Consider the following 24108-nt stretch of genomic DNA (forward strand, 5'->3'; position numbering starts at 1 on the left):
GGTGCGGCGAGAGTCGCGGAGCTTCTGGTGCTGGGCACGGTCGGCAAAACTCGCGCCTCCTGCTGAGCTTGATCACGGTCGGCGCGCGTCAAGGTAGTTGCCGCCTCATTCATGCAGCGAGTTGCTTAAAGGTTTCGGCGACGTGGGTGTTGATGACGCAGTCGCGTTCGGGGTTGAGGGTGACGGCGAGTACCGGCGACCAGTTTCGCGTTGCGCCTGACCATCGTGCAGGGTTTCGTTCGCGGGCTTGGGCGTAGAGCGCGTGGCGCGCCGCCAGGATCGGACCATCGCTGCCGTCGTGGCGCTGTGCCGGGCTGACGTAGCGGATGCCGCTGTGGCGATGATCGATGTTGTACCAGCGCACGAAGCCGGCTGCCCAGGCGCGCGCTGCCGCCAGGTCTTCGAATCCTCTGGCCGGAAACTCGGGCCGGTACTTGGCGGTGCGGAAGAGCGATTCCGCGTAGGCGTTGTCGTCGCTCACCCGCGGCCGCGAGTAGGAGGGCTTCACTCCGAGCCAGTGCAGCATCGCCAGCACCGTGGTGGCCTTGAGCGTGGCGCCGTTGTCGCCGTGCAGCACGGGCTTGTTCACCAGGGCCGCAATGCCCTCTGCCAGGGCGGTGCGCCGCACCAGATGCGCTGCGTGATCGGCATGGTCGCGGTCATGGACCTCCCAGCCGACGATCTTGCGGCTGTAGAGGTCGAGAATCAGGTAGAGGTGATACCAGCGTCCCAGCACCGTGGCCGGCAGATAGGTCATGTCCCAGCACCACACCTGGCGCGGTGCAGTGGCGATGTGGGTGGTCGGTGGGCGTACCGTGTGCGGCTCGCGGGCGCGTCCACGGTGAGTGGCTTGGCCATGTGCTCGCAGCACACGCGCGAAGCTGGACTCGCTGGCTAGGTACACGCCTTCGTCGGCCAGCATCGGCACGATGCGCGCTGGCGGCACGGCCTCAAAGCGCGGCTCATTAGCCACGCGCAAGAGCTCGGCACGCTCGGCCAGGCTCAGGGCATGCGCCGGTGTGGGTCGGACGGCCTGGGGCCTTCCATCGCCGTCCACGAGCCCCCCGCACGCTCTCCAGCGCTGCAGGGTGCGGGTGTCGATGCCCGCGGTGTCGCACGCGGCGTGCAGCCGGGCACCGGCACCCTGGGCGATTTGAATGTTGTGGGCCAGGCGTTGGCGATCTTCGAGGTCGATCATTCGTCCTCTGCCTTGTTGAAGATCGCCGCGAGTTTTTTTGAAAGGACCAGCAGAGCCGCCGTCTCCGCCAGCGCCCGGTCCTTGCGCAGCAGGTCGCGCTCCAGCTCCTTGATGCGCTTGCGGTCCTGTCGCGTCGCCTGCGGACTGGCACGGGCTTCTTCGGGTTCCGCCAGTGCGGCCGTTGCGCTGGCCCGCCACTTCTCCAACTCCGTCGGAAATACACCCTGTTCCCGGCACCACACACTCCGATCCGCTTCGGCCATCGGTGCTGTTGCAATCACCGCCTCCAGACGCGATCCCGCGGTCCACGTCCGAGCCTTCACCGGCCCGGACTGCGTCTGCTCTCGCCAACGCTGCAAGGTCTGGGCACCCACTCCCACTGCTAACGCCACGTCTTCCACCGCCGCGCTTTCAGGCGGCAACAGCCGCGCTACCGCGCGGTCCTTGAATCCTTGTCCGTATCGAGCCACGTTCTACCTTCATTGACGCCCCCAGGGATGGTCCTATCAAGGCGGCAACTATTCTGACGCGGGGGGCGGTCGAGCGGGCTGGGTCAGTTCGCTAGAGCATTTTTGGTTCAAGTGCTGACACCTCTACTGTCATCCTGAGCGTAGCGAAGGATCTTATTTCCGACTGTGCCTACGCTCCGAAAATAGATCCTTGCCTTCCGAGATCTTGTTCAGCGCCACGCTGGGCTCATCGCCGGCGTTGCGGACGATGTGACGCCGCTGCTCGTCGTGGCAGTCCGGCGGAATTTCTGCACCCCCCAATGGATCAATGCAGCTTCGTTGCGATCATCGAACAGTGAACCGCTATGAATGGACCGAACCCGTATCCGGCGGCTGCTCCCCGAAGAAGTCATCCCGTAACCGCTCGATCTGGTGCATGCGCTCGTGCAGGATCGTTACGATGCCAATGTCGCCATTGGACAGTCGCCGCCAGTAGACGAAGTGACGCTCGTAGCGAAAGAAAAAACCTTGCACGCCGAACTCGGCCGGGACCGGTCGGGAAGCGACGCCATGCGACTTGATCCGGTCGAACGCATCGAACAGGCCCGTGAGGTAGCGTTCGGCCTGCGGCTCGCCCCAACGTTTGCGCGTGTAGCGGTAGATCTCATCGAGCCGCCACGAGGCGGCTTCCTGAATGCGAACCTGGCCCACGAACCCCGGGCCCTGCTCAGGACCGATTGCGCGCGATCACGGCAGCGGCTGTCAGCGGCTTGTAAGCGGACTCGGGCGCTGCATAGGCCTGCGCCAGTTCGGCCTTGAGCCGGTCGAAGGTTTCCCGCTCCACCCGCTCCTTGTCGCGGCGGATCAGGTCGCGCATGTACTCGCTGACGTTCTCGTAGGCGCCACGCTCGCCGACGTTGGCTGCCACGAAGTCGCGGAGTGTCTCGTTCAGGCGGACCGTCATCGTTGTTTGGGGCATGGCAGGATCCGTGGGCGCGTTCGTGTTCAATATATTTACAAATGAATACACGAGCAAGGATCAGAACAGGCTGCTTGAACTTCTGCCGGCGGCAACCAAACGGCCGCGTAAGCCGCGTGGCACCAGCGCAGGAGCGTACACACTGCTGTCCTTCTCAATGGGAGGCTCGTTCAAGCACCAAAAAATCAGGGCGCCCGAAGGCGCCCTGATGATGCTGCGATTGCCGGCACTGTTGCCGCCGGTTGAAGCGGGGTCCGACCTTAGAAGTCGCCCATTCCCGGCATGCCGCCCATTCCACCCATGCCGCCACCGCCACCCATCGGCGGGCCGCCGGCAGCTTCCTTGCTGGGGGCTTCGGCGATCATGGCTTCGGTGGTCAGCAGCAAGCCGGCCACGGAGGCGGCGTTCTGCAGGGCCAGACGGGTGACCTTGGTCGGGTCGATGATGCCGAACTCGATCATGTCGCCGTAGGTGCCCTTGGCGGCGTTGTAGCCGTAGGCGTCCTTGCCTTCGGCGATCTTGTTCAGCACCACGCTGGGCTCATCGCCAGCGTTGCGGACGATGTGGCGCAGCGGCTCGGACACCGCACGCTTGAGGATGTTGATGCCCACCTGCTGGTCGTCGGTGGCGCCTTTGAGCTTGTCCAGCACCTTGGAAGCGCGCACCAGGGCCACGCCGCCGCCGGCCACGATGCCTTCCTCGACGGCTGCGCGGGTGGCGTGCAGGGCGTCTTCGACGCGGGCCTTCTTTTCCTTCATTTCGATTTCGGTGGCGGCGCCGACCTTGATCACTGCCACGCCGCCGGCCAGCTTGGCCAGACGCTCGTGCAGCTTTTCCTTGTCGTAGTCGCTGGTCGCGGCGTCGATCTGGGTGCGGATCTCGGTGATGCGCGCCTCGATCTTCTTCTTCTCGCCTGCGCCGTCGACGATGGTGGTGTTTTCCTTGTCGATCTGCACCTTCTTGGCGTTGCCCAGGTCGTCCAGGGTCACCTTTTCCAGGCTCAGGCCGACGTCATCGGCGATGACGGTGCCGCCGGTGAGGATGGCGATGTCCTTGAGCATTTCCTTGCGACGATCACCAAAGCCGGGGGCCTTGACGGCGGCGACCTTGAGAATGCCGCGCAGATTGTTCACCACCAGGGTGGCCAGGGCCTCGCCTTCGACGTCTTCGGAGATGATCAGCAGCGGGCGGCCCTGCTTGGCCACGCCTTCCAGCACGGGCAGCAGGTCGCGGATGTTGGAGATCTTCTTCTCGGTGATCAGAATCAGCGGGCTTTCCAGCTCCACGTTCTGGCTCTGCGCGTTGTTGATGAAGTAGGGCGACAGATAACCGCGGTCGAACTGCATGCCCTCGACCACGTCCAGCTCGTTGTCCAGGCCCTTGCCTTCTTCAACGGTGATCACGCCTTCCTTGCCGACCTTGTCCATGGCGTCGGCAATGATGTTGCCGATCGCCTCATCGGCGTTGGCGGACACGGTGCCGACCTGCGCGACGGCCTTGCGATCCTTGCAGGGCACGGAGATCTTCTTGAGCTCGGCGGTGACGGCTTCCACGGCCTTGTCGATGCCGCGCTTGATGTCCATCGGGTCTACGCCCGAAGTCACCGCCTTGAAGCCTTCGTTGACGATGGCCTGAGCCAGTACGGTGGCAGTGGTGGTGCCGTCGCCGGCGGCGTCGGAGGTCTTGGAAGCCACTTCCTTGACCAGCTGCGCACCCATGTTCTCGAACTTGTCCTTCAGCTCGATTTCCTTGGCCACGGACACGCCGTCCTTGGTCACGGTGGGGGCGCCGAAGCTCTTGTCGAGCACCACGTTGCGGCCCTTGGGGCCCAGGGTGACCTTGACTGCGTTGGCCAGCACGTTGACACCGTGAACCATGCGGGCGCGGGCGTCGTCACCAAATTTCACTTCTTTTGCAGACATGTGTTGCTCCGTTCGTTACTTTCAAAGGGGGGCATCGCTGCGCGCTGCCCCCTACTTGAATCGGTAGGGAATTGTTTGAGAGGGCGGGTTACGAAACCACAGCCATGATGTCGTCTTCGCGCAGGACCACCAGGTCCTGGCCGTCGACCTTGACCTCGGTGCCCGAGTACTTGCCGATCAACACGATGTCGCCGGCCTTGACGTCAACGGCGTGCACCTTGCCGTCGTCGCTGCGCTTGCCGGGGCCCACCGAAACCACTTCCGCCTTGAGAGGCTTTTCTGCCGCGGAGTCGGGGATCAGGATGCCGCCGGCGGTTTTCTTCTCTTCTTCCAGACGCTTCACGATCACGCGATCATGCAGAGGACGCAGTGCCATACCATTACTCCTGTTTTCAAACACTTGGGGGTTGATTCACAGGCAGTCGAGCTAACCGGACGGGCCTCGCGTCACAGCCGCGAAGCCAGTTTTGTTAGCACTCTCCCGCGAAGGCTGCTAATCATTGGCTACGCGCGCCGGGGATTCAAGGGGGCGCCGGTATTTTTTTATCGCGGCGGCGACGCGGGGCTGTCAGTGCTGAGCCGGGCCGCGTCCGGGGAGAGAACTTGTCGGGCGGAAACACCTCGCCGCCGCGCGATACTCTGGACGCCCAAAGTTGCAGCGTGGCCCGCCGCTGCGCATGCAGGAAAGCGTGGCAGTCGCGGGGAATGTAGGGCGGCCCGCGGCCGCCAGTCAGGCTTACACGGCGGCCACGGGCCGCCCTACGGGGTATGGCGAGCCTGGCTGCACGGACCGTCCGTGCCCGCTGTCATGCCGCTCCGGCGCGGAAATGCTCCAGGCTCATCTCCGCCAGCCAGGCCGGGTCTTCGTAGGGAATGTAGTGGCCCAGTTGCTGGGCTTCGAACACTTCGAACCCGCCGGCAAAGCGCTTCTCCTGACCGCGGAACATTTCGGGTCCGATGGCGCCGTCCAGCGCGCCGTGCAGCATGCGGGTAGGGACCGTCACCTTGGCGAACGCCACACCCTGCGCCGCCGGATTCACCAGCAGGCCCGGAATTGCGCGGTAATAGGCCAGCGCCGCCTTGAGCCGGGCCGGGTCCGAGAAATTGGCCTTGATCGGCGCCAGGTGCGCCTCGGTGAAATCCCAGGTCGGCGACCAGCGCCGGAACAGGTTCTCCACCATCCAGGCAAAGTCGTTTTCCGGGATGCGTCGCTCTGCCCACAGCGGCGCCTGGAAACGGAAGATGTAATGCGAACGCTTGAGCTGGGCCCAGCTCGGCGCTAGAAAGAATTTGCGCAAGTGCGGCACCGAGCACAGCACGATGCGATCGAAGCGGTCCGGCCGCAGGTTGGCCGCGTACTGCGTGATGACCGACCCCCAGTCGTGGCCGACCACACGCGCTTGTTCGCCTTGGCCGAAATGCTCGATCAGCGCGAGAAGGTCCAGCGCCAGGGCGCGAATCGAGTAGTCGCCGTCCGGAGCCAGCGCCGAGGGCGCGTAGCCGCGCAGAAACGGCGCGATCACCCGATAACCCACCGACGCGATGCGCGGCATCACCTCCCGGAACGCGTGGGCGGTATCGGGAAACCCGTGCAACAGGATTACCAGCGGTCCTTCGCCCATCTCGAAATAAGCGAACTCCAGACCATTGGCATTCAGTGTCTTGATCGGCGGGGTGTCGATGGCTTCACTCATGGTGGGAATGCAATTCTGTGGGTTACGGCACGAAGCGTTCCTGGAGCGGTATCGGAGGATATTGGAGCTGCCCGCAACGTGCCGGGGATTCGCCCTGGGATGATACGGCAGCCCCATTCGTCCGCGGCAATCCCGTCCTGCCTCTCGATGTGCGCCGTTGGGCGTTCTCGGTCGCAACCGAGCGGTCGGGACAAGGCAAGGAAGATGTGGAACCGCAGTCACAACATTGCTGCGCAGACTCCTTGGAGTCGGCAGACCATGCAACGACAAGGATCAAATGGTGGCCGGAGACGGAATCGAACCGCCGACACGGGGATTTTCAATCCCCTGCTCTACCAACTGAGCTATCCGGCCTTGCAGGCAATGGCGACCGCGGAAAAACGGGGGTCGCGAAAAGGTCGCGCATTAAAGCGACCGGCCCCTGGAGTGTCAAGAATCGAGGGCGTTCTTCGGCGGCACGTACGAGGTCTGGGCGAGGTCGCCGCCACCAAAAAAATACTTCTCCATCTCTTCGGCCAGGAACTTGCGCGCGCTGGCGTCGGACAGGCTGAGCCGATACTCGTTGATCACGCGCGTCTGGTGCTGAAGCCATTGCTGCCAGGCTTCTTTCGAGACGTTTTCGAGCAGGCGCTGACCGAGCGGGCCAGGGTAGGGCGCCCGGTCTAGACCTTCGGCCTCACGGCCGAGCTTGATGCACTGAACGGTTCGGGACATGGATCGTTTCCGGTTGGATGATGAGGGACAGGCACGACGCCCGCTTCCTGCGCCCGCAATTGTTCCAGGAGTCGGCGGATCGGGGCGGGCATGCCGGGCCAGGTCGCCGGGTGGTCCAGCTTAATCCAGGCGCCGTCGGTGCTTTCGCGCACGCCTTGGGTCAGGCACTCCGGCGGCATGCACATCGCCGACAGTTCGAGATCGAAATGGGTGAAGGCATGCCGGATGACCGGCAGTGGGCATTGCGCTTCGCCGCGCAACTGCATTCGAGTGGCATAGGTGCTCCAAGGCTCGTCGAGCTGACTCAGCGGCAGGCACCAGAGCCCGCCCCACAGACCGCTGGGAGGGCGGCGCTCCAGCCACACTTCACCAACCGCGCTGCGCAACATCAGCGCCTGTGCGCTGCGCTTCGGACGGGCGCGCCGTGGCTTTGGCGCCGGAATTTGCTGAGTCTTGCCGCTCAGCCGGGCGACGCAATCGCTTGCGACCGGGCAGGCATGGCAGGCCGGAGAGCGCGCGCGACAGACCGCGTTGCCCAGATCCATGGCGGCCTGCGTGTAATCGGCCAGACGGACATGCGGCAATCGCGATTCGGCCACGGCCCACAGCCGCGCGAGCACCTTGGGTTGGCCCGGCCAGCCTTCGATGCCGGCGTGGCGCGCCAGCAGCCTGCGGACATTGCCGTCGAGCACCGCCGCGCGCTGACCAAAGGCCTGCGACAGGATCGCGCCTGCGGTGGAGCGACCAATGCCGGGCAGGGCCTGCAAGCCCTCCAGCGTGTCGGGAAACTGTCCCCGGTGATCCACCGTCACGCGCTGCGCGGCCGCGTGCAGGTTGCGCGCCCGCGCGTAGTAGCCCAGGCCCGCCCAGAGCTGGATCACCAGGTCCAGCGGCGCCGCCGCGAGCGCCTGGACATCCGGAAACCGGGCCATGAAGCGCTCGAAATAGGGCAGCACGGTTCGAACCTGCGTTTGCTGCAACATGATCTCGCTGACCCAGACGCGATAAGGATCGCGCGGGTGTTGCCAGGGCAGGTCGTGACGGCCATGCCGGGCGAACCAGCTCAGGAGGCGTTCGGAGAAAGGCTCAGGCGTGGCGCCGGGGTCGCTCATCACGGCTGCGCTCATTGCGCGCCGGCGGCAGCGGATTGTTCGCGCGCCACCCGCTCGATGCCGGCGCTGGTCTGCATGGCCTGTTCGTGCAGCTTGCGCTGCACCAGCCAGGGGCCGATCAGAGGCGGAATCCAGAAGTCCGGTTCCAGTTGCGCGTCAAAGCTCAGACAGGTGCGCGATCCGCACGGAATCAGATGCCAGTTGGCTTTTCCGTAGCGCAGGTCGCTGAGCTGCGGCAGCACCTTGGCATGGATGCGATAGGCCCGATCGTCGGCGGCAAACTGCATGTCCTGAACCTGCCTGAGCCGCCGGCAGAAGAAGCTCACGCACAGGCGGATGACGGTTGCGACCCGTTTGTCCGTACTGGTGCTGCCGCCCGTGCGGGTCACGCTGACTTCGCGCACCGCCGGGTTGATGCGCGGCAGCAGCATCGGATCGGCCAGGGCTGCATAGGCGGCGGACGCCGCGACATCCAGTTCGACGGTCATGTGCAGGTCATAGCGATCACCGTGGCGATCGACAGAAACCTGCTGGACCTGGTAGGCGCTGGCGGCGCCAACAGCGGTGACCGCGATCGCAAGCAGACCGAGGTCGGGCAGGGTGGGCCGCGCCCGCCGTCGGCCCTTCGGCCCGGCACAGCCGGCGGCCATGGGCCGCCCTACTCTGCCTCGGTTGCCGCGGACGGCGCTTCGGGTTCGGTGGCGGGCTCGGAGGCGGCAGGTGCCGGTTCTTCCTTCTTTTTGCTGCCACCGAACAGTTTCTCCAGCCCGCGGCCGATCTCCTTGTTGAGCTTTTCGCCAGCCTTGGCCTTGAGCTCGGCATCGCTGAGTTTTTCGCCGCTCTCGCCGCCCAGCAGTTTGTCGGCCACCTTGCCACGCAGCTCGTCGCCGGCCTTCTGCTTGAGCGCGGTCTGCAGGTCCAGCTTGTAGCTGGGTGCGAACAGGCTGCCGGTCAGCCGGATCGGAATGGTCAGGCCCGCCAGTTCCTCCAGACCCTTGCCGCCCTGGCCTTTGGACGTGGCCGCCACGGTGGGCGACGCCAGGTAATTGAGGGTTTCGTTGACCAAGTCGATTTCGCCGTTGCCGTTCAGGCGAAGCAGCGGACTCATGGCATCGAGTTGATCGGATTTGAGCACGCCGTCGACGATCTTTGCGGCGAAGCTGATCGAGGTGAAGTCGGTCTGCTCGGGTTCGGTGGCGGAAAACTTCTGGCCCTGCAGGGTCGCCTGTGCGCGGCGGATGATCTGACCCAGGTTGAAGCCCTTGACCGCGCCGTTCTCGAAGTTGAGCGACAGATCGCCGTTGAGGGCTTTGCGCAGATCGCCGACGGTGCGGCCGCCCGAACTCAGATCCAGCTTGATGTTGCCCAGCCCCGACACATAGTCCTTGCCGACAAAGGTCTGCAGCACCGGTGCCAGTTGCAGGGTGGAGATCGAGGTATTCAGCGCATAGGTCGGCTTGGCGCCGGGTGCGATGCGCGTCTGCGTATCGATCTGTCCGCCGAAGGCCTTGGTCTGCAGCGCGATCTGTTTGGCCGCGCCCTTGGGGCCGTCCACCTTCAGGCGCACGTCGCGCATGGTGGCGCCCTTGAGCTTGAGTTCGGTCACGTCCAGGGTGCCGCTGGCGTTGAGATCTTCCAGCACGGCCAGCGGAATTTCGGTGGAGTTGAGGTCCTTGGACGGACCTTCGGCCGCTTGCTTCTCGGGCTGCGGCGCCTCGGCCGGGCCGCTGGCTTCGGGCGGCAGGTAACGGTCGGCATCCAGCTTGTCGACCTTGAGCGCGAATTCCAGCGCCTGGGTGGCGAAATCGCGCACCGCGAACGAGCCCGCGGCATTGGTGTCGTCCAGCTTGAGTTGCAGGTTGTCGAGCCGTACCGAGTTGAAGCTGCCGCTGTAGTCCGCCGACAGGCTGGCGTTGCTGAGAACCTTGGGGTCGGTGGTGGGAATGTCGGCCTGGCCGAGCGACTTGAGCAGGGTGCGCGGATTGAAGCTCGCCACCTGTAACGGTCCGCTCAGTCGCGGGCTGTCGCCCATCAGGCCCTCACCGGTGATCGAGGTCTTGATGTCCAGCCCGGCGGCGGCGATCTTGCCGTCGGTGAATTTCAGCGCGCCCTTGGCCGCATCGAAGCTGGCCGCGCCGCTGAGCTTCACGCTTTGCTGGCCGCCGGGGATGGCGGCGCCCGAGGCATCGGCGTTGAGCGACAGGCCCGAGATCTCGAACTGTTGGGTGTCCAGCGCCGCGCGCACCTGGGCGGCCAGTGCGCCCTTGGCGTTCATGTCGGGCATGCGCCCTTCGAAGTCGAGCTTGAGCCCGTCGACGTTCACCGTCTGGTTGCCCAGATCGGCCAGCACTTTGCCGGCCAGCACGCCGTCGGCTTTCATGTCGTCCATCGCGGTCTGAAAGTCCAGCCGCAGGTCCTGCACCGTCACCACCTGGGCTTCCAGATCGGCAGACACCTGCGCGGCCAGATCCAATATCGCGCTCAGGCCTTCGCCCTCGGTGCTCAGCTGCACGCTGAGATTGTCCAGACTGGCCTGCTGCGCCACCAGATCGGCCAGCACCGTCGACGACAGCGCAAGGTCGGCCGACAGCTTGCGCATCTCGTCGATGGCCGACAGTGAGGCCTTGATGTCCATCGGCTCGCCCGGCCGCAGCGCGCCGGTGTCGAGCGAAACGTTCTCCAGCCGGTAGGCCTCGCCGGTGGTGGCGTCGCGGTAGTCGATAAACGCGTCGCGCAGAGTGACGCCGGCGATGTCGATGCTCTCCAGCTTCACGCCACCGCCGCCTTCCTCTTCGGCCGGCACTTCCTCTTCTTCTTTGCCGGCCTCGATCAGGTCGTCCCAGTTGGTCTTGCCATCCGCGTCCTTGGCCAGCTTGAGCCTCAGCCCGTCCAGGGTCACCGTGCTCACCTGCACCTCGCGCCGCAGCAGCAGGGGCAGTACTTGCACGCCGACGGCGGCTTCCTTGACCTCCGCCATCGCCTCGTCGCCGAAGCCCGGGGCATTGCTGAAGCGGACGTCGTTGACCCGCGCCTTGAGCCAGGGGAACACGCTCAGCTCGATATTGCCCAGGCTCAGGTCGCGCCCGGTCTGCTTCTTGACCTGGGCGGTGATCTGGTCGCGATAGTCGTTAGGGTCGAAGAACGTGGCGGCGAGCAACACGGCGCCGAACACCAGCACAATCAGGAGGCCGATAACGGCAAGGGCGATCTTCAGCGGCTTGGCCATGGATGGGGTTCCGGGGCGGTGAAAGCGGCTGTCGAGTGTAGCCGCTCAAGCTGAATAGGAAGCGACCCCGCCTCAGCCCCGGCGCCATGCGTGGAATCGTGCGACCCAGCGCAGCAGGCGCTCTGGTTTGTGCGCCTGTTTCCAGGCGCCCGCCGCGAACTTGTTGGCCTCCGCCAGCGTCGGGTAGATGTGGATGGTGCCGAGAATCTTGTTCAGGCCCAGGCGATGGCGCATCGCCAGCACGAATTCCGCAATCAGGTCGCCAGCGTGTTCGCCGACGATGGTGACCCCCAGGATGCGGTCGCGACCCGGCTCGGTCAGCACCTTGACCAGGCCGTGCGCCTCGCCGTCGGCGATGGCACGATCCAGATCCTCCAGGGGGTAACGGGTGACCTCGTACTCGACGCCGCGCTCCCTGGCCTCGGTTTCGTTGAGTCCGACGCGCGCCACCTCCGGCTCGGTGAACGTGGCCCAGGGAATCACCGAGTAATCCACCTTGAACGGGCCGCCGCGCAAGGCCAGCAGCGGGCCGAACAGGGAATTGACCGTCGCATACCAGGCCATGTGCGCCGCGGTGTGGGTGAACTGATAGGGTCCGGCGACGTCGCCGCAGGCGTAAACGTTGGGAAAGCGGGTCTGCAGGAACTCGTTGACCTCCAGCGTCTTGCCGCTGCTCATGCCCAGTTCTTCCAGGCCGTAGCCCTCGAGCCGCGCGGCGCGGCCCACCGCCACCAGGATGCGGTCGAATGCGATCGCGTCCTCGCGACCTCCGTGCTCGCACACCAGAAACTTGCCGCTGTGGTTTTCGATGACGCGCAGCGCCTTGGTCTGCAGGCGCAGATCCACTCCTTCGGCGACGAACCTGTCCGCGACCAGCGCCGAAACTTCCGGGTCTTCGCGCATCAGCAGGCGCGGCGCCATCTCGACCTGGGTGACCTGCGCCCCCAGGCGTACGAAGGCCTGGGCCAGCTCGCAGCCGATCGGTCCACCGCCCAGCACCACCAGCTTGCACGGCAGCTCGTCGAGCTCCCAAAGGGTGTCGGATGTCAGGTAGCCCGCCTCGGCCAGGCCGGGCAGGGGCGGCACGAACGGTTCGGCGCCGGTGGCAATGACGATGTTGCGCGCGCTGAGGGTCCGCCCGCCGACCGCCACCGTCCACGGGTCGATTAGCCTGGCCTCGCCTTGCAGGCATTCCACCCCCAGGCCGCGGTAGCGCTCCACCGAATCGTGCGGCTCGATCTCGGCAACGACCTTGCGCACGCGACCCATCACCGCTGCAAAGTCCACCTTGGGCATGCCGGCCTGGATGCCGAATTCGCTGGCGCGGTCGATGTGCGACACCAGCTTGGCGGCGCGCAGCAGGGCCTTGGACGGCACGCAACCGGTATTGAGGCAGTCGCCGCCCATGCGATGCTTTTCGATCAGGGTCACCTTGGCTTTCACCGCCGCGGCGATAAAGCTGGCGACCAGCCCGGCCGAGCCGGCGCCGATGACGATGAGGTTGCGGTCGAAGCGCCGCGGCTTGACCAACCCCGCGTAGACACGACGACCCCGCACGCCCTGCACCAACGCGCGCGCCAGGTAAGGAAACAGGCCCAGCAGCACGAAGGCGCCGATCAAGGTGGGCGAGGCGACGTCGCGCAGAGACGTAAGGTCACCCAGCTCGGTGCCGGCGTTCACGTAGACCAGCGTGCCGGGCAGCATGCCGAGCTGGCTGACCCAATAGAACGTACGCAGCTTGATCGGCGTGAGACCCATCACCAGGTTCACCACGAAGAACGGCACTGCCGGCACCAGTCTCAGGGTGAACAGGTAGAAGCCACCGTCGCGGGCAAAGCCCTCGTTGATCCCTTTCAACTGCCGGCTGAAACGCGACTGGATGTGGTCTCGCAACAGGCTGCGCGAGATCACGAACGCCAGGCTGGCGCCGAAGGTGGATGCAAACGATACCAGCAGCAGGCCCCATCCCAGGCCGAACAAAGCGCCGCCGATCAGGGTGAGCACCGCCGCGCCCGGCAGCGACAACGCAGTGGCGAGCACGTAGATCAGGAAGAAAGCGCCGGCCACTGCCAGCGGCCTTTGGGCCTGCAGCGCCTCGATACGATCGCGCTGGGCCTGGAAATACTCCAGGCTCAGAAAGCGCCCGAGGTCCAGCGCAAAGAATGCGCCGATGGCCGCCAGCAGCAGCACGGCAATGATCCAGCGGCGCGGTGTCATGGTCGGTTGCGGGTTCGGGGCGGAAGGCGGAATCGCAGTCTGCGCAGCCGGCGCGGGCCCCGCAATGACGGATCGTGTCGCGCTACGAACCTATCGTCCGCATCGGACAGGTGCTACCGGCCACTGTGCAGGCCGCCGGTGCGTCCGGCCAGATTCAGCGCTAGCAGCGGTCGCAGTTGATCCAGCAGTTCCCTCTGCCGCGCATCCAGGGTCTCGGCGCAGGCCAGCTCCAGCACGCCGAGGGCGTGTTCCTGAATCCATAGCGGCAGGATGTGCAATTCCGCGCCGGCTCCGCCCCCCAGCCCGGTAAACAGATCCAGATATCCAGCCGGTGGCGGGGCGACCTGTCGCGCTTCGCGGGTGCGCGCGACTTCGCCCACCAGGCCCTGGCCGATGGCGAATTCACGCGGCACTTCGCTGTGTTGCAGCCCGTAGGTGGCGACCAGCAGGCAGCGGTCGTGCTGCAAGCGATACAGGCAGGCCGCACCAAGCTTGAGGCCAGGCGCCAGTTCGGACAGAACCGCCTCGCCAAATCCGCGCAGGTCGGCTGCCGCATTGGCTTTGAGACTCAGTCGATAGATGCGTTCGCGAATCCAGGCCTGGTCGTCGGTCGCGCGCTGATTGGCGTCCAGCAATGCCTGCGCGTGCCGCTCGGATATCGCCGCGCGATGACGCAGATGCACATGAACGGCGCTGGCGGCCGCCCACAGCAGCAGGCCCAGGGCGCCAAGCCCGAGCGGCAGCAACGGCCACGGCGCCGGCAGTGCCTGCCAGGGAATCCGCTGCACCGCGTGCAACGACCCGGACAATTCCAGTCCGGCTTCGGCCGCGGCGGCCGGCAGTTCGCGCAAGCGGCGATACACGTAAAGCGCATCCGCATCGCGCAGCACGCCGTCGGCCCCGCCGATGGCCTCGGCAAGGTGCGGGGCGCGGCGGTCGAGCCGACGCTCCGAATCGAGTTGCAAGCCCCAGGACACGCGCGCATCGGGATGCAGCAGCCAGTAGCCATCGGGATCGAGCAGCCAGGTCTGCGTGGGTGCCGCGGATAGCTGCTGTTCGATGCTGCGCAGCAGAACTGCACCGCGCAGGCGCGCCTGCAGCACCTGCTCGCCCCCGCCGAAGTTCAGGCGCATCGACAAATAGATCACCGGCCGCAGCGGCCGCACGATCTCGTTGCCGTACTGCAGCAGTTCAAAACGCGACAGCCGGATCGACCGCGGCGCCAGTTCGTTGGTGTCGGTGAATCCCCGAACACGATCCGTAGGGTTGGACGCCGCCGGTTCCCGCTCGGCGGTGCCGCTGCCGCTGCGACGAACGCGTACCGCGAGCTCGTCTGCGCCGCCGGCATATAGCGCAAAGGCGTCAAACAGCGGCTTCTGCTCGACGAACGAACCGAACAGCCGTTCCAGCCCGCGGCGGCCCTCAGCATCGGAATGCCCCAGATACGCCGCCAGCGCCGGCGCATCGGCAATCACGCGCAGATCGAGCGCGGCGTCCTGCAGGCGCCGCGCAAGGTCCTGGTCGGCCACGGCCAGACGCAGGTTCTCCCGTCCGATGCGGTCCTGCAGCGCGCTCTGGTAGTGCAGGCGCGCGCCCGCCGCCGCCAGCAGGGTGGCGACTGTTGCCACCGGTAGAAACAGGCGCAGCCAGGGTCGGAGCGGGATCACCGGGCTGCGGTTGCGCCCGTCGCCAGCCGCATCCGGAATTCCAGATAGTCCTGCGCGGTGGCTTCGGGCGCCTCGACCATGGGCAGGTGACCGATGCCATCCAGCACCGTGTGGCTGGCCTGCGGCAGCAGTTTGCGCAACACCTCCACCGCACCTGCGTGGAGCACCCGATCCTGCGCGCCCCAGACGATGTGGGTGGGCACGGGCAAGCCGTCCAGGACCTGCTCCAGCGGATCGGTCTGTGCGTAGAGCTGTTCGAACTGCCGTTGTCGGAGCGTGTGCGCGGCAATGGCGCGATCGGCCAGCACGTCGACCAGTGCGTCGGGCAGGGTCGGTGGTTGCGCCATGACCCAGCCCAGCAGTTCCCGATATTCGGCCCTGGTGGTGGCCACCAGCGGATTGGGTCGGCCCTCGGCAATCTGGCGCCGCAGCTCGCTCTGCGGCGCGCTGGCCACGCCGGAGTTGGCGATCAGCCACAGGCTGCCGACCTGGTTGGGATAGCGTGCCGCGAAGCGCGCAGCGATGTTGCCGCCCATGGAGTTGCCGCCCACATGCACGCGCGTCAGGCCCAGCCGCTCGATCAGCATGCGCAGGCGTTCGACCTGCGCATCCAGACCGTAATCGGCGTCGATCGGGGCGTCGCTGCGACCGTAGCCGGGCAGATCGGGTGCGATCACGCGAATGTCGTCGCCCAGATGCTTGGCCAGTCGGGTCCAGTTGTCCTTGTCGCCGCCAAAGCCGTGAACCAGCAGCAGCGGAGCCCCGGCACCACCGCTGTCCAGATAACGCAGCGAAAACCCGGGGATGGCGAGCTGCTGCGACGACAGCCCGGCGTCGGCGCGTTCCAGGGCCACCGCGGCGCGCAGGAACAGCGACGGCGACAGCCAGTACACGGCCGGCGCCGCCAGCAGCGCGGCGATCGCAATGACGACCAGACCCTTGAGCACGTTCATCGCGACCGACGCGGTTCCTGAGGTCTTGCGGTGCCGACGGCTAGGCGCCGGAGACGGCGTCGACCACGCGATGGATATGGCGCCGCCACGAGGCACACAGCACGCCGGCAAAGATGCCGCCCAGCCCCGGCACGGCGACCTTGAATTCGATGGCGTAGTCCAGTTGGGTGCCGCCGTCGATCTCGCTGAAGCACAGCCGGCCCAGGTGGTCGGTGATCGGCCAGCCGCGGGTGACCCGGTACTCGATCACCTCCGGCGGCTCGAAGCGCGTGATGGTTTCCTCCAGGCGCAACAGGCCCACGCCCACTTCGCGGACTGAGCCCAGGCCTTCGGGCGCGTCGCCGCTGGCGGCGACCGTACGCTTCAGGCGGCCGCCGAACAGGCGAGCCATGTTCTGGTGCTGCGCGAACCAGCCGAACACCACCGGTCGCGGTGCGGCGAAAAACTGTTCGAAGCGGACCGAATGCTGCGCCATGCAGCGCAATCTACACCGGTGGCGGATCGCCCGTGCTGACTTCGCGGTCGCGTGGCCGGCGTGGCCTGTGCGCCAAGTCCAGCGCATGGATGCGCCGTTCGCCGCTGGCGCGGTCGGCAAAGAAAAAGCGCAGGCTGTGATAGACGGTGGGGAAGGCGATCTGTTCCCAGGGAATCTCGCTTTCCGACATCAGCCGGGTCTCGCTGCTTTCCGGGGTCGGCGCGTGATGCGCACTGCGCATGCGGCCGCGATGCACCACGTACACCTGCGACACGTAAGGCACGTTGATGACCGCCAGCATGTCGCCCACTTCGACGTCGGCCTGCGACTCCTCCAGCGTTTCGCGCGCGGCGCCCTGGGCGGTGGTTTCGTCCAGCTCCATGAACCCCGCCGGGAACGTCCACAGCCCGAAGCGCGGCTCGATGTTGCGTCGGCACATCAGGATGCGACCGTCTTCCCATTCGGGGATGCAGCCGACGATGACGCGCGGGTTGAAATACTGGATGTGCCCGCAGGATGGACACAGGTGACGCGGCAGATGATCGCCGTCGGGAATCCGGTGCTCGACGCGGGTGCCGCAGAGATTGCAGTACAGGACCTCGGTCATCTCGGGGATCGCATGGGGGGCATGGTCAGTGGCAGCTTACGCAAAAGTCGTGGCCGAACAGCAATCGTCACCGGGCGGCGACCCTCATTACAATCCCGGGACCGATCAGGCACCGGATCGGACATATCAAGGGGAGGAATAACGTGACGGGAATAAAGCTGATCGCCATCGCAGGATTGATCGTGGCGCTGGGTGCGCCGATCGCCGTTCATGCGCAGGACGAGGGCGGGGACGGTGGCCTGGGCTGGGATCTTTATGCGGGTGTCGAGTTCGACATGACCACTGTGGACCTGAGCGACGATGGCCTGCAGGAGCAGTTCGGGCGCGGCCGCTTCGAGTCGGACTTCTACAAGCTGCGCCTGGGTGCCCGCCTCTTCGAGGCCGTGGGGGTCGAGCTGCATGCCGGCTTTCCTGCGCATGACGCGGACGGTCGCGAGATCGAAACCAAGCAGTTCTACGGCCTGTACTTCGTGCCCACCGGCGTCATCGCGGAATTGTTCGAGGTGTCCGTGCGCCTCGGTTACGCGTTCAGTTCCGTCGAGAACGAACTGGCGTCCGAAGATCTCGACGGTGCCTCCTACGGTCTGAGCGTGGAGTTCCCCTTGCGCCGCGCCTTCGGCGACAGCATGCCCGACCTGCGCCTGGGCTTCGGCGGTACGGTCTACCAGGAAGAGCGCGACGCCCGCATCTACGGCTTTCACGGCGGCCTGCGTTACGACTTTTCCATTTGATCCGGTGTCGCCGGCGATCATGATCGCGACGGCCGGGTCTGCCGTGGACAAACCCTTTTCGCCCAGCAGCGAGCGCAACCGCGAACCGATTCTCCAGTGTTTGCGCCCGCTGCTGGCGGATTGCCGGACGCTGCTGGAAATCGGCAGCGGCACCGGGCAGCACGCGGTCCACTTTGCCGCTGCGATGCCGCACCTGCTCTGGCAGTGCGCGGACGTGGTCGAGAACCATCCCGGCATTGGCGCCTGGTTGCGCGATGCGGCGCTGCCCAATACACCGCCGCCGCTGGTCCTGGATGTGGATCAGACCCGCTGGCCGGCGGGCGGCTATGACGCCGCGTTCAGTGCCAACACCCTGCATATCCTGTCCTGGGAGCAGGTCTGCACGCTGTTCAGACGGATGCACGAAGTGCTCGCACCCCGGGGTTTGCTGATCGTTTACGGCCCCTTCAATTACGCCGGACAGTTCAGCAGCCCGAGCAATGCGGCCTTCGACGCCAGATTGAAGTCCGACGATCCGGTACGCGGTATCCGCGACGCCGAAGCGGTGGACGCGCTTGCCGCGCAAGCGGGACTGGATCTGCTGGCCGATCGCGAGATGCCGGCCAACAACCGCTGCCGGGTGTGGCAGCGCCGCGGATGAAACACTTGGTGCCTAAGGAGAGACTCGAACTCTCACGAGGGGTCGCCTCGGGGGATTTTGAGTCCCCTGCGTCTACCGATTCCGCCACTCAGGCGCGGGGCGCGATTATACGGGCGTCGTCGCGTCCCGGGAGGGAGAAATGAGCGGGCCCGCAAAAAATGATCTCGCCATCGCCGCGGGCGATGAATGATCGCAGCGCGCGGCCGCAATCCCTGCCTGCTGTACTGGAAGACAGCGGTTTGGCTTCGGCCCGGCTGCTCGGGCGATTGGGCGACGGACGTCGTTCCACCGCCTACCTGATCCGCTGGCAGGATCGGGAATGCGCGCTCAAGGTCTATAACCCTGCCGCGGTCGCCAAGCACGTGGGCCGCCACCCGATCCCGCTGGCGCGCTACGAATATCTGCGCAACCGCCGCCTGTATCGCACGCCGGGCTTGCAGGATCACATTGCACAGCCGATAGCGTTCCTGGACAACGGGCCGGCACAGGCTTTCGTGCAGGAATACGTGCCCGGCACGTTGTTCGAGCATTTCCGCGAGCACGCTTCGGTCGAGGTGCTGCGTGTGCTGACCGATTCCCTGCACGCTCTGGTGGCGCTGGCCCATGGTGCCGGCGTGTTCGACCTGGACCTGCACCCCAACAACGTGATGGTGGTGGGCGAAGACGCCCAGGGTTATCGGCTCAAGCTTTTCGACTTCAACAACATCCCGGTACACGAGCGGCTGTCCAACCCGCTCACCGCGCTGGCCTGCCGGCTGCGGCTGATCCGGCCGGAGTCGCGCGACCGCCGCCGCCTGCACCTGTTCACCGACCCGCCGGGTTACAACCGTTTCGGTACCCGGCGACAGCGTTAGGTTGTGGTTCAGACGGCGGTCAGACGACCGGCCAGCAATGCATCGAAATAGGCGATGGTGGGCTTTAGGCCCTCTTCCAGCGGCACGGTTGGCGCCCAGTCCAGGGTGGCCTTGGCCAGGCGGATATCGGGCTGGCGCTGGCGCGGATCGTCCTGCGGCAGCGGTCGGAACACCATCGCAGACTTCGAGCCGGTGATCTGCAGGACCAGTTCGGCCAATTCGCGCATGGTGAACTCCACCGGGTTGCCCAGATTGATCGGCCCGGTGACCTCCGGCGGCGACTCCATCAGGCGCACCAGGCCTTCGACGAGGTCGCTGACATAGCAGAACGAGCGCGTCTGCTGGCCGTCGCCGTATAGCGTGATCGGCTCGCCGCGCAGCGCCTGAACGATGAAATTGGACACCACGCGCCCGTCGTCCGGCCGCATGTAGGGGCCGTAGGTGTTGAAGATGCGGGCGACCTTGATCGGCAGGGCATGCTGGCGGTGATAGTCGAAGAACAGGGTTTCCGCGCAGCGCTTGCCCTCGTCGTAGCAGGCGCGTGGACCGATCGGGTTGACGTGCCCCCAATAGCTTTCCGGCTGCGGATGCACGCCCGGATCGCCGTACACCTCGCTGGTCGAGGCCTGGAGAATTCTCGCTTTCACGCGCTTGGCCAGACCCAGCAGGTTGATCGCGCCGTGCACGCTGACCTTGGTGGTCTGCACCGGATCGAACTGGTAGTGCACCGGCGAGGCCGGGCAGGCAAGGTTGTAGATCTCGTCAACCTCCACATAGAGCGGGAAGGTGACGTCGTGACGGATCAGCTCGAAGCGGGTATTGCCGAACAGGCCCTCCACGTTGGCGCGCTCACCGGTAAAGAAATTGTCCACGCACAGCACCTCGTGACCGGCTTCGATCAGACGGCGGCACAGGTGCGAGCCGATGAAGCCCGCCCCGCCGGTGACCAGTACCATTCTGCGCCTCGTCTCATCCGAACTCGTCCGCCGCGTCGGCGACTGGTGGTGCGGCTCAGTCTGTTGGGGACGGAACCCAATTCTCTGCATTTGACTGGCAGTCCACGGGTCGGGGGGAGCTAGAGCCGTCGGCGGCGGTCGGCATGCTAGATTCCGCGCCCGAACCTGCCACGCTCGTCAACATGAAGATTTCGGGTCTGACCTTCATCCGCAATGGGATTTCCCTGGGGTATCCGTTCATCGAGGCCATCCGCTCGATCCTGCCGGTGGTGGACGAGCTGGTGGTCGTGGTGGGGGACTCCGATGACGGCACGCGAGAGGCAGTGGAGGCGATCAACGATGCGCGCATCCGCATCATCGACTCGGTATGGCATCCAGGAATTCGACCGAAAGCCAGCGTTCTGGCACAACAGACGAATCTTGGGTTGATGCACTGCACCGGCGACTGGGTCGTATACGTGCAGGGTAACGAGTTGTTCCATCAGCGCGATCTGCCGCGTTTGCGCGAATTGATGGAGATTCACGTGGACAATGACGAAGTCGAAGGCCTGCTCATCGAGCGGCTGGTGTTCTACGGCGATTATCGAAATTTCGTCCGCGTTTACCCTGATCGCCACAAGTACGTGGTGCGAGCCTTTAAGCCCTGGCGCGGCGTGTACGCCATTACCAGCGCGATGACCTTTGCCGCGTTCGACAGCTGGGGGCTGCATGGTCGGTCGCTGCGCTGTGTCGACAGCGGAATCGACATGTTCCGCTACGGCAAGATCCTTTCGCCCGAAGCCATGCGCTACAAGCTGCGTCATGCGCCGCACAAGCTCAAAGGGGACGAGGTGCAATTTGAAGCTGATTCTTACTACAACTGGCTACCGCGGCAGCATGTTCGACCTTACGCGGGCGATCATCCAGCGGTAATGGCCGAGCGTATCGCAGCCCATGGTCTCCAGTTGGACATCGGCCATCCTGGCTGGCGTAACGTACTGACTCGCAAGGAACGGATGCGCCTTGTTGAGTCGGCTTGGTACCGTCGATTCGGCCTGCCGCGCATGCGGCCGGGGCGATACAAACTGGTCGGCGACTTCGTGCGCAAGGACCGCAGCGCCGAAGCCTGATGAACGATCTGCGCTCGACTTCCAGGCGTATCGCGGTGGTGGGTGGCGCCGGCTACATCGGTTCGCACATGTGCAAGATGCTGGCTGAAGCCGGCCACGAGCTGACGGTGCTGGACGATCTCTCCACCGGCCATGTCGAGGCGGTGCGCTGGGGGCGCCTGCTGCGCTGTTCGCTGGAGGATGCAGACTCCTTGGAGCGTGCCTTTACGGGCGCCGGATTCGATGCGGTGTTTCACTTTGCCGGCGCCATCGTGGTGTCCGAGTCGGTGGTCGATCCGCTCAAGTACTACGCCGCCAATGTCGCCGGCAGCCTGCAGTTGCTGCAGACCATGCGCAGGCACGGGGTACACAAGCTGGTGTTCTCGTCCACCGCAGCCATCTTTGGCGACCCGCTGCAGGAGGCGGTCGACGAGGATCATCCGATTGCGCCGATCAATCCCTACGGTCATTCCAAGGCGATGGTCGAACAGGTGCTGCGCGACTGCGCCGGAGCCTGGGGCCTGAACACGGTGGCCCTGCGCTATTTCAACGCCGCCGGGGCCGATCCTTCCGGGCTGATCGGCGAGGCGCACGAACCGGAAACCCATCTGATTCCGCGTGTGCTGCAACTCGCGGCACGCCCTGACGCGCAGGTACAGATTTATGGCGACGACCATCCGACCGCAGACGGCACCTGCGTGCGCGATTACATCCACGTCAACGACCTGTGCGCGGCGCATCTGTGCGCGCTGCGCTATCTGGATACACATACCGGTTTCCACGCCTTCAACCTCGGCAACGGCAACGGCTTTTCGGTGCGTGAGGTCATTGCCGCGATCGAAGCCGTGTGCGGCCGCGAACTGGCGCCGCAGATCGGCCCGCGCCGCGAGGGCGACCCGGCACGACTGGTGGCGAGCCCGCTGCGCGCGCGGCGCGAACTGGCGTGGACGCCGCAGTTCGCCGATCTGGCCGACATCGTGCGTACCGCCTGGCAGTGGGAATCGGCCCGTCGTTACTGAGCCGATCGCATGACGAGCCTGCACCAGCTGCGCCGGCGCTGGCGCGCGTGGCGTCTGCCAGCCGGACAGCGGGCGTTTCTGCAGCAGCCGGCAGCCGACAGGCCCGCTGGCGAATCGTCGACGAGCGCGCTGCGCGTGCTGGTGGTGGGCATCTACCTCAGCGAAAAGCCGCATCGGGTGCCGCACCTGATCGAGGCGTTCGCGGCGGGCCGTCATCGCGTCGATCAGGTCTGGGTAGCCCTGGGCAACGGGCCGCAGCCGCCGGCACACGCCGAGATCGAACATCTGCGCTGGGACGGCATGGCGCCGAAGTTCGTCATTCTCAACCAGCTGTTGGCGGTGCGCGACCTACAGACCTACGACTATCTGCTGATCTCGGACGACGACATCGCGCTATGCCCGGGATTCATGGACGCCTACCTGGCCTGGATCCGGCGATGCGACTTTTCCATCGCACAGCCGGCGCGGGCGCCGCACAGTTACAAGGATCACCGCATCGCGCTGCAGCGATGCTGGGTCAAGGCGCGCCAGACCTGCTTCGTTGAAATCGGGCCGCTCCTGAGTCTGGATCGCGCTGCCCGACGTCATTTGCTGCCCTTCGACGAGAGCAGCCCCATGGGCTGGGGCTACGATTTCGTCTGGCCGTTGCTGGCGCAACAGCAAGGTCTGCGCATGGGCATCGTCGATGCAACCCCGATCGATCACAGTTACCGGCCGCAGAGCGCCACCTACAGCCGCGATGCCAACCGCGAGGTGGCCGAGCGATTTCTGCGGGCGCACCCGCATCTGAGGCGCTGCGAGGCTTACCGGACCGTACGTCGCTACTATCGCTGAGCGGGGTGTGCCGCAATGGCGACCTGCCGCTCGCGCCAGAGTTGGCGCAGGTTGAACAACCCGCGACGGAGTCGATACGCCAGATGCGTGGCTTCGCGCCGCAGCTTGTGCAGCAGCGGTCGCCGTGCAGCCCAGCGGCCGCTGCCGATCAGCGAGGCGGGTCCGTGGTCCATGTCGTGGCGTACATGGAACGGCAGGACTGCGTAGCTGGCCAGACCGTGCAGCCAGAACGCGTCGATGTACAGATCCACCGCATCGAACCAGCGCTGTGCGCCCTGCAGCAGACGCTGTGCGCCGGCCGGTGCCAGCGCATAGCACTGGGTTCCGCGCGGGCCCTTCAAATAGCGCACCAGGCGGTGGCCATCGCTCAGCTTGCCCAGGTCGCGATAACCGCGGCTGGCCAGGCCGCACAGGCGCACGAAGCGATGTGAGTCGACGATGGCGGTCGCGGCCGTCATCGCGCAGGCAAAGCCCGCTTCGAGCTGGACGTCGTCTTCCATCACCACCAAGGGCAGGTCGTCGGCCACGCAGCGCTGCCACAGCCGGTAATGGCTAGCGAAGCAGCCGACTTCGGACGGCTGCAGGGCGTGGCCGAGCCGGCGCAGCGCCAGACGCTCGTCGTAGCGCGACACCCCGTCCAGTTCACCGCGTGACGCATCGGTGGCGCGAAAGAATTCGTAAGAGAGTCCCAGCGCATCGAGCTGCCGGCACATGAATTCGCGCCGATCCTGCGAGCGTTCCAGATTGATCACGAAGATCTTCATCGACAGCGG

General features: G+C 65.6%; 23 protein-coding genes and 2 tRNA genes. 6 read left to right on the plus strand and 19 right to left on the minus strand.

What is annotated here, in order from left to right:
• Positions 1-109: 109 nt before the first annotated feature.
• The 16 genes from ACOOHP_RS21360 to ACOOHP_RS21435 form a co-directional block, all read right to left on the minus strand.
• Positions 110-1668, minus strand: a protein-coding gene (locus tag ACOOHP_RS21360) for an IS3 family transposase (RefSeq protein ID WP_420465030.1) whose coding sequence is annotated in 2 segments (ribosomal slippage) — positions 110-1230 and positions 1230-1668 — 1560 coding nt in all. Because the reading frame shifts where the segments join, the coding sequence is not laid out codon by codon here.
• 342 nt (positions 1669-2010) lie between these two features.
• On the minus strand, positions 2011-2358 hold the full coding sequence (locus ACOOHP_RS21365) for a type II toxin-antitoxin system RelE/ParE family toxin (RefSeq protein WP_420468485.1): 348 nt from the start codon (positions 2356-2358) through the stop codon (positions 2011-2013).
• Between the two features lie 16 nt (positions 2359-2374).
• Positions 2375-2626 (minus strand): ribbon-helix-helix domain-containing protein, encoded by a 252-nt coding sequence (locus ACOOHP_RS21370; RefSeq protein ID WP_420468486.1) that lies wholly within the window; start codon positions 2624-2626, stop codon positions 2375-2377.
• 260 nt (positions 2627-2886) lie between these two features.
• The gene (gene groL / locus ACOOHP_RS21375; RefSeq protein ID WP_420468487.1) at positions 2887-4548 is read right to left on the minus strand and encodes a chaperonin GroEL; all 1662 of its coding nucleotides are present in this window, start codon (positions 4546-4548) and stop codon (positions 2887-2889) included.
• Between the two features lie 88 nt (positions 4549-4636).
• A complete protein-coding gene (locus ACOOHP_RS21380) occupies positions 4637-4924 on the minus strand; it encodes a co-chaperone GroES (RefSeq protein ID WP_420468488.1) in 288 nt (95 codons plus the stop codon).
• 430 nt (positions 4925-5354) lie between these two features.
• A complete protein-coding gene (locus tag ACOOHP_RS21385; protein ID WP_420468489.1) occupies positions 5355-6242 on the minus strand; it encodes an alpha/beta fold hydrolase in 888 nt (295 codons plus the stop codon).
• A gap of 278 nt (positions 6243-6520) precedes the next feature.
• Positions 6521-6596, minus strand: a tRNA-Phe gene (locus ACOOHP_RS21390).
• A 75-nt stretch (positions 6597-6671) separates the two neighbouring features.
• On the minus strand, positions 6672-6956 hold the full coding sequence (locus ACOOHP_RS21395; RefSeq protein ID WP_420468490.1) for an oxidative damage protection protein: 285 nt from the start codon (positions 6954-6956) through the stop codon (positions 6672-6674).
• Positions 6905-8068 carry an A/G-specific adenine glycosylase gene (gene mutY / locus ACOOHP_RS21400; RefSeq protein ID WP_420468491.1) on the minus strand — a complete coding sequence of 388 codons (1164 nt, stop codon included), beginning with the start codon at positions 8066-8068 and terminating at the stop codon, positions 6905-6907. Before mutY ends, ACOOHP_RS21395 begins: the two co-directional genes overlap by 52 nt.
• An 11-nt stretch (positions 8069-8079) precedes the next feature.
• The gene (locus ACOOHP_RS21405) at positions 8080-8718 is read right to left on the minus strand and encodes an SRPBCC family protein (RefSeq protein ID WP_420468492.1); all 639 of its coding nucleotides are present in this window, start codon (positions 8716-8718) and stop codon (positions 8080-8082) included.
• Between the two features lie 8 nt (positions 8719-8726).
• A complete protein-coding gene (locus tag ACOOHP_RS21410; RefSeq protein WP_420468493.1) occupies positions 8727-11294 on the minus strand; it encodes an AsmA family protein in 2568 nt (855 codons plus the stop codon).
• Positions 11295-11366: 72 nt separating this feature from the next.
• Positions 11367-13511, minus strand: a complete 2145-nt coding sequence (locus ACOOHP_RS21415) for an FAD-dependent oxidoreductase (RefSeq protein WP_420468494.1) — start codon at positions 13509-13511, stop codon at positions 11367-11369.
• A 113-nt stretch (positions 13512-13624) separates the two neighbouring features.
• Complete coding sequence (locus ACOOHP_RS21420; protein WP_420468495.1) at positions 13625-15178, minus strand: GAF domain-containing protein; 1554 nt, start codon at positions 15176-15178, stop codon at positions 13625-13627.
• The gene (locus ACOOHP_RS21425; protein ID WP_420468496.1) at positions 15175-16131 is read right to left on the minus strand and encodes an alpha/beta fold hydrolase; all 957 of its coding nucleotides are present in this window, start codon (positions 16129-16131) and stop codon (positions 15175-15177) included. The genes ACOOHP_RS21420 and ACOOHP_RS21425 overlap by 4 nt, the downstream gene beginning before the upstream one ends.
• Positions 16132-16171: 40 nt before the next feature.
• On the minus strand, positions 16172-16606 hold the full coding sequence (locus tag ACOOHP_RS21430; RefSeq protein WP_420468497.1) for an SRPBCC family protein: 435 nt from the start codon (positions 16604-16606) through the stop codon (positions 16172-16174).
• A 10-nt stretch (positions 16607-16616) separates the two neighbouring features.
• Positions 16617-17213: an NUDIX hydrolase gene (locus tag ACOOHP_RS21435; protein WP_420468498.1), complete on the minus strand. Its 597-nt coding sequence runs from the start codon at positions 17211-17213 to the stop codon at positions 16617-16619.
• Positions 17214-17356: 143 nt separating this feature from the next.
• On the opposite strand from ACOOHP_RS21435, the gene ACOOHP_RS21440 reads away from it, so the two are divergent.
• Both ACOOHP_RS21440 and ACOOHP_RS21445 read left to right on the plus strand, forming a co-directional pair.
• Complete coding sequence (locus ACOOHP_RS21440; protein WP_420468499.1) at positions 17357-17944, plus strand: hypothetical protein; 588 nt, start codon at positions 17357-17359, stop codon at positions 17942-17944.
• A 43-nt stretch (positions 17945-17987) separates the two neighbouring features.
• Positions 17988-18584, plus strand: coding sequence for a DUF938 domain-containing protein (locus tag ACOOHP_RS21445; protein WP_420468500.1), 597 nt, complete (start codon positions 17988-17990; stop codon positions 18582-18584).
• 6 nt (positions 18585-18590) lie between these two features.
• On the opposite strand, the gene ACOOHP_RS21450 is transcribed toward ACOOHP_RS21445, so the two are convergent.
• A tRNA-Leu gene (locus tag ACOOHP_RS21450) sits at positions 18591-18678 on the minus strand.
• Between the two features lie 88 nt (positions 18679-18766).
• On the opposite strand from ACOOHP_RS21450, the gene ACOOHP_RS21455 reads away from it, so the two are divergent.
• Positions 18767-19438 carry a hypothetical protein gene (locus tag ACOOHP_RS21455; protein ID WP_420468501.1) on the plus strand — a complete coding sequence of 224 codons (672 nt, stop codon included), beginning with the start codon at positions 18767-18769 and terminating at the stop codon, positions 19436-19438.
• Between the two features lie 8 nt (positions 19439-19446).
• Here ACOOHP_RS21455 and ACOOHP_RS21460 read toward each other — a convergent pair whose 3' ends face one another.
• The gene (locus tag ACOOHP_RS21460) at positions 19447-20394 is read right to left on the minus strand and encodes a UDP-glucuronic acid decarboxylase family protein (RefSeq protein WP_420468502.1); all 948 of its coding nucleotides are present in this window, start codon (positions 20392-20394) and stop codon (positions 19447-19449) included.
• A gap of 182 nt (positions 20395-20576) precedes the next feature.
• Here ACOOHP_RS21460 and ACOOHP_RS21465 point away from each other — a divergent pair, with 182 nt between their 5' ends.
• From ACOOHP_RS21465 to ACOOHP_RS21475, 3 genes are read left to right on the plus strand one after another with little or no spacing between them, the layout of a single operon-like run.
• Positions 20577-21503 (plus strand): glycosyltransferase, encoded by a 927-nt coding sequence (locus ACOOHP_RS21465; RefSeq protein ID WP_420468503.1) that lies wholly within the window; start codon positions 20577-20579, stop codon positions 21501-21503.
• The gene (gene galE, locus ACOOHP_RS21470; protein ID WP_420468504.1) at positions 21503-22501 is read left to right on the plus strand and encodes a UDP-glucose 4-epimerase GalE; all 999 of its coding nucleotides are present in this window, start codon (positions 21503-21505) and stop codon (positions 22499-22501) included. Before ACOOHP_RS21465 ends, galE begins: the two co-directional genes overlap by 1 nt.
• Positions 22502-22510: 9 nt before the next feature.
• Positions 22511-23335, plus strand: coding sequence for a hypothetical protein (locus ACOOHP_RS21475; RefSeq protein ID WP_420468505.1), 825 nt, complete (start codon positions 22511-22513; stop codon positions 23333-23335).
• On the opposite strand, the gene ACOOHP_RS21480 is transcribed toward ACOOHP_RS21475, so the two are convergent.
• Positions 23326-24099 carry a glycosyltransferase family 25 protein gene (locus tag ACOOHP_RS21480; protein ID WP_420468506.1) on the minus strand — a complete coding sequence of 258 codons (774 nt, stop codon included), beginning with the start codon at positions 24097-24099 and terminating at the stop codon, positions 23326-23328. The genes ACOOHP_RS21475 and ACOOHP_RS21480 overlap by 10 nt on opposite strands.
• Between the last annotated feature and the right edge of the window lie 9 nt (positions 24100-24108).

Source organism: Panacagrimonas sp. (genome assembly GCF_965216805.1).
In the GTDB taxonomy this organism is placed as follows: domain Bacteria; phylum Pseudomonadota; class Gammaproteobacteria; order Nevskiales; family Nevskiaceae; genus Panacagrimonas.

Bases quoted from the DNA above. Each gene is read 5' to 3' on its own strand.
- ACOOHP_RS21370 (WP_420468486.1), bottom strand. From the start codon at position 2,626: ATGCCCCAAACAACGATGACGGTCCGCCTGAACGAGACACTCCGCGAC.
- groL (WP_420468487.1), bottom strand. From the start codon at position 4,548: ATGTCTGCAAAAGAAGTGAAATTTGGTGACGACGCCCGCGCCCGCATG.
- ACOOHP_RS21380 (WP_420468488.1), bottom strand. From the start codon at position 4,924: ATGGCACTGCGTCCTCTGCATGATCGCGTGATCGTGAAGCGTCTGGAA.
- ACOOHP_RS21385 (WP_420468489.1), bottom strand. From the start codon at position 6,242: ATGAGTGAAGCCATCGACACCCCGCCGATCAAGACACTGAATGCCAAT.
- ACOOHP_RS21395 (WP_420468490.1), bottom strand. From the start codon at position 6,956: ATGTCCCGAACCGTTCAGTGCATCAAGCTCGGCCGTGAGGCCGAAGGT.
- mutY (WP_420468491.1), bottom strand. From the start codon at position 8,068: ATGAGCGACCCCGGCGCCACGCCTGAGCCTTTCTCCGAACGCCTCCTG.
- ACOOHP_RS21405 (WP_420468492.1), bottom strand. From the start codon at position 8,718: ATGGCCGCCGGCTGTGCCGGGCCGAAGGGCCGACGGCGGGCGCGGCCC.
- ACOOHP_RS21410 (WP_420468493.1), bottom strand. From the start codon at position 11,294: ATGGCCAAGCCGCTGAAGATCGCCCTTGCCGTTATCGGCCTCCTGATT.
- ACOOHP_RS21415 (WP_420468494.1), bottom strand. From the start codon at position 13,511: ATGACACCGCGCCGCTGGATCATTGCCGTGCTGCTGCTGGCGGCCATC.
- ACOOHP_RS21425 (WP_420468496.1), bottom strand. From the start codon at position 16,131: ATGAACGTGCTCAAGGGTCTGGTCGTCATTGCGATCGCCGCGCTGCTG.
- ACOOHP_RS21430 (WP_420468497.1), bottom strand. From the start codon at position 16,606: ATGGCGCAGCATTCGGTCCGCTTCGAACAGTTTTTCGCCGCACCGCGA.
- ACOOHP_RS21435 (WP_420468498.1), bottom strand. From the start codon at position 17,213: ATGACCGAGGTCCTGTACTGCAATCTCTGCGGCACCCGCGTCGAGCAC.
- ACOOHP_RS21455 (WP_420468501.1), top strand. From the start codon at position 18,767: ATGAATGATCGCAGCGCGCGGCCGCAATCCCTGCCTGCTGTACTGGAA.
- ACOOHP_RS21460 (WP_420468502.1), bottom strand. From the start codon at position 20,394: ATGGTACTGGTCACCGGCGGGGCGGGCTTCATCGGCTCGCACCTGTGC.
- ACOOHP_RS21465 (WP_420468503.1), top strand. From the start codon at position 20,577: ATGAAGATTTCGGGTCTGACCTTCATCCGCAATGGGATTTCCCTGGGG.
- galE (WP_420468504.1), top strand. From the start codon at position 21,503: ATGAACGATCTGCGCTCGACTTCCAGGCGTATCGCGGTGGTGGGTGGC.
- ACOOHP_RS21475 (WP_420468505.1), top strand. From the start codon at position 22,511: ATGACGAGCCTGCACCAGCTGCGCCGGCGCTGGCGCGCGTGGCGTCTG.
- ACOOHP_RS21480 (WP_420468506.1), bottom strand. From the start codon at position 24,099: ATGAAGATCTTCGTGATCAATCTGGAACGCTCGCAGGATCGGCGCGAA.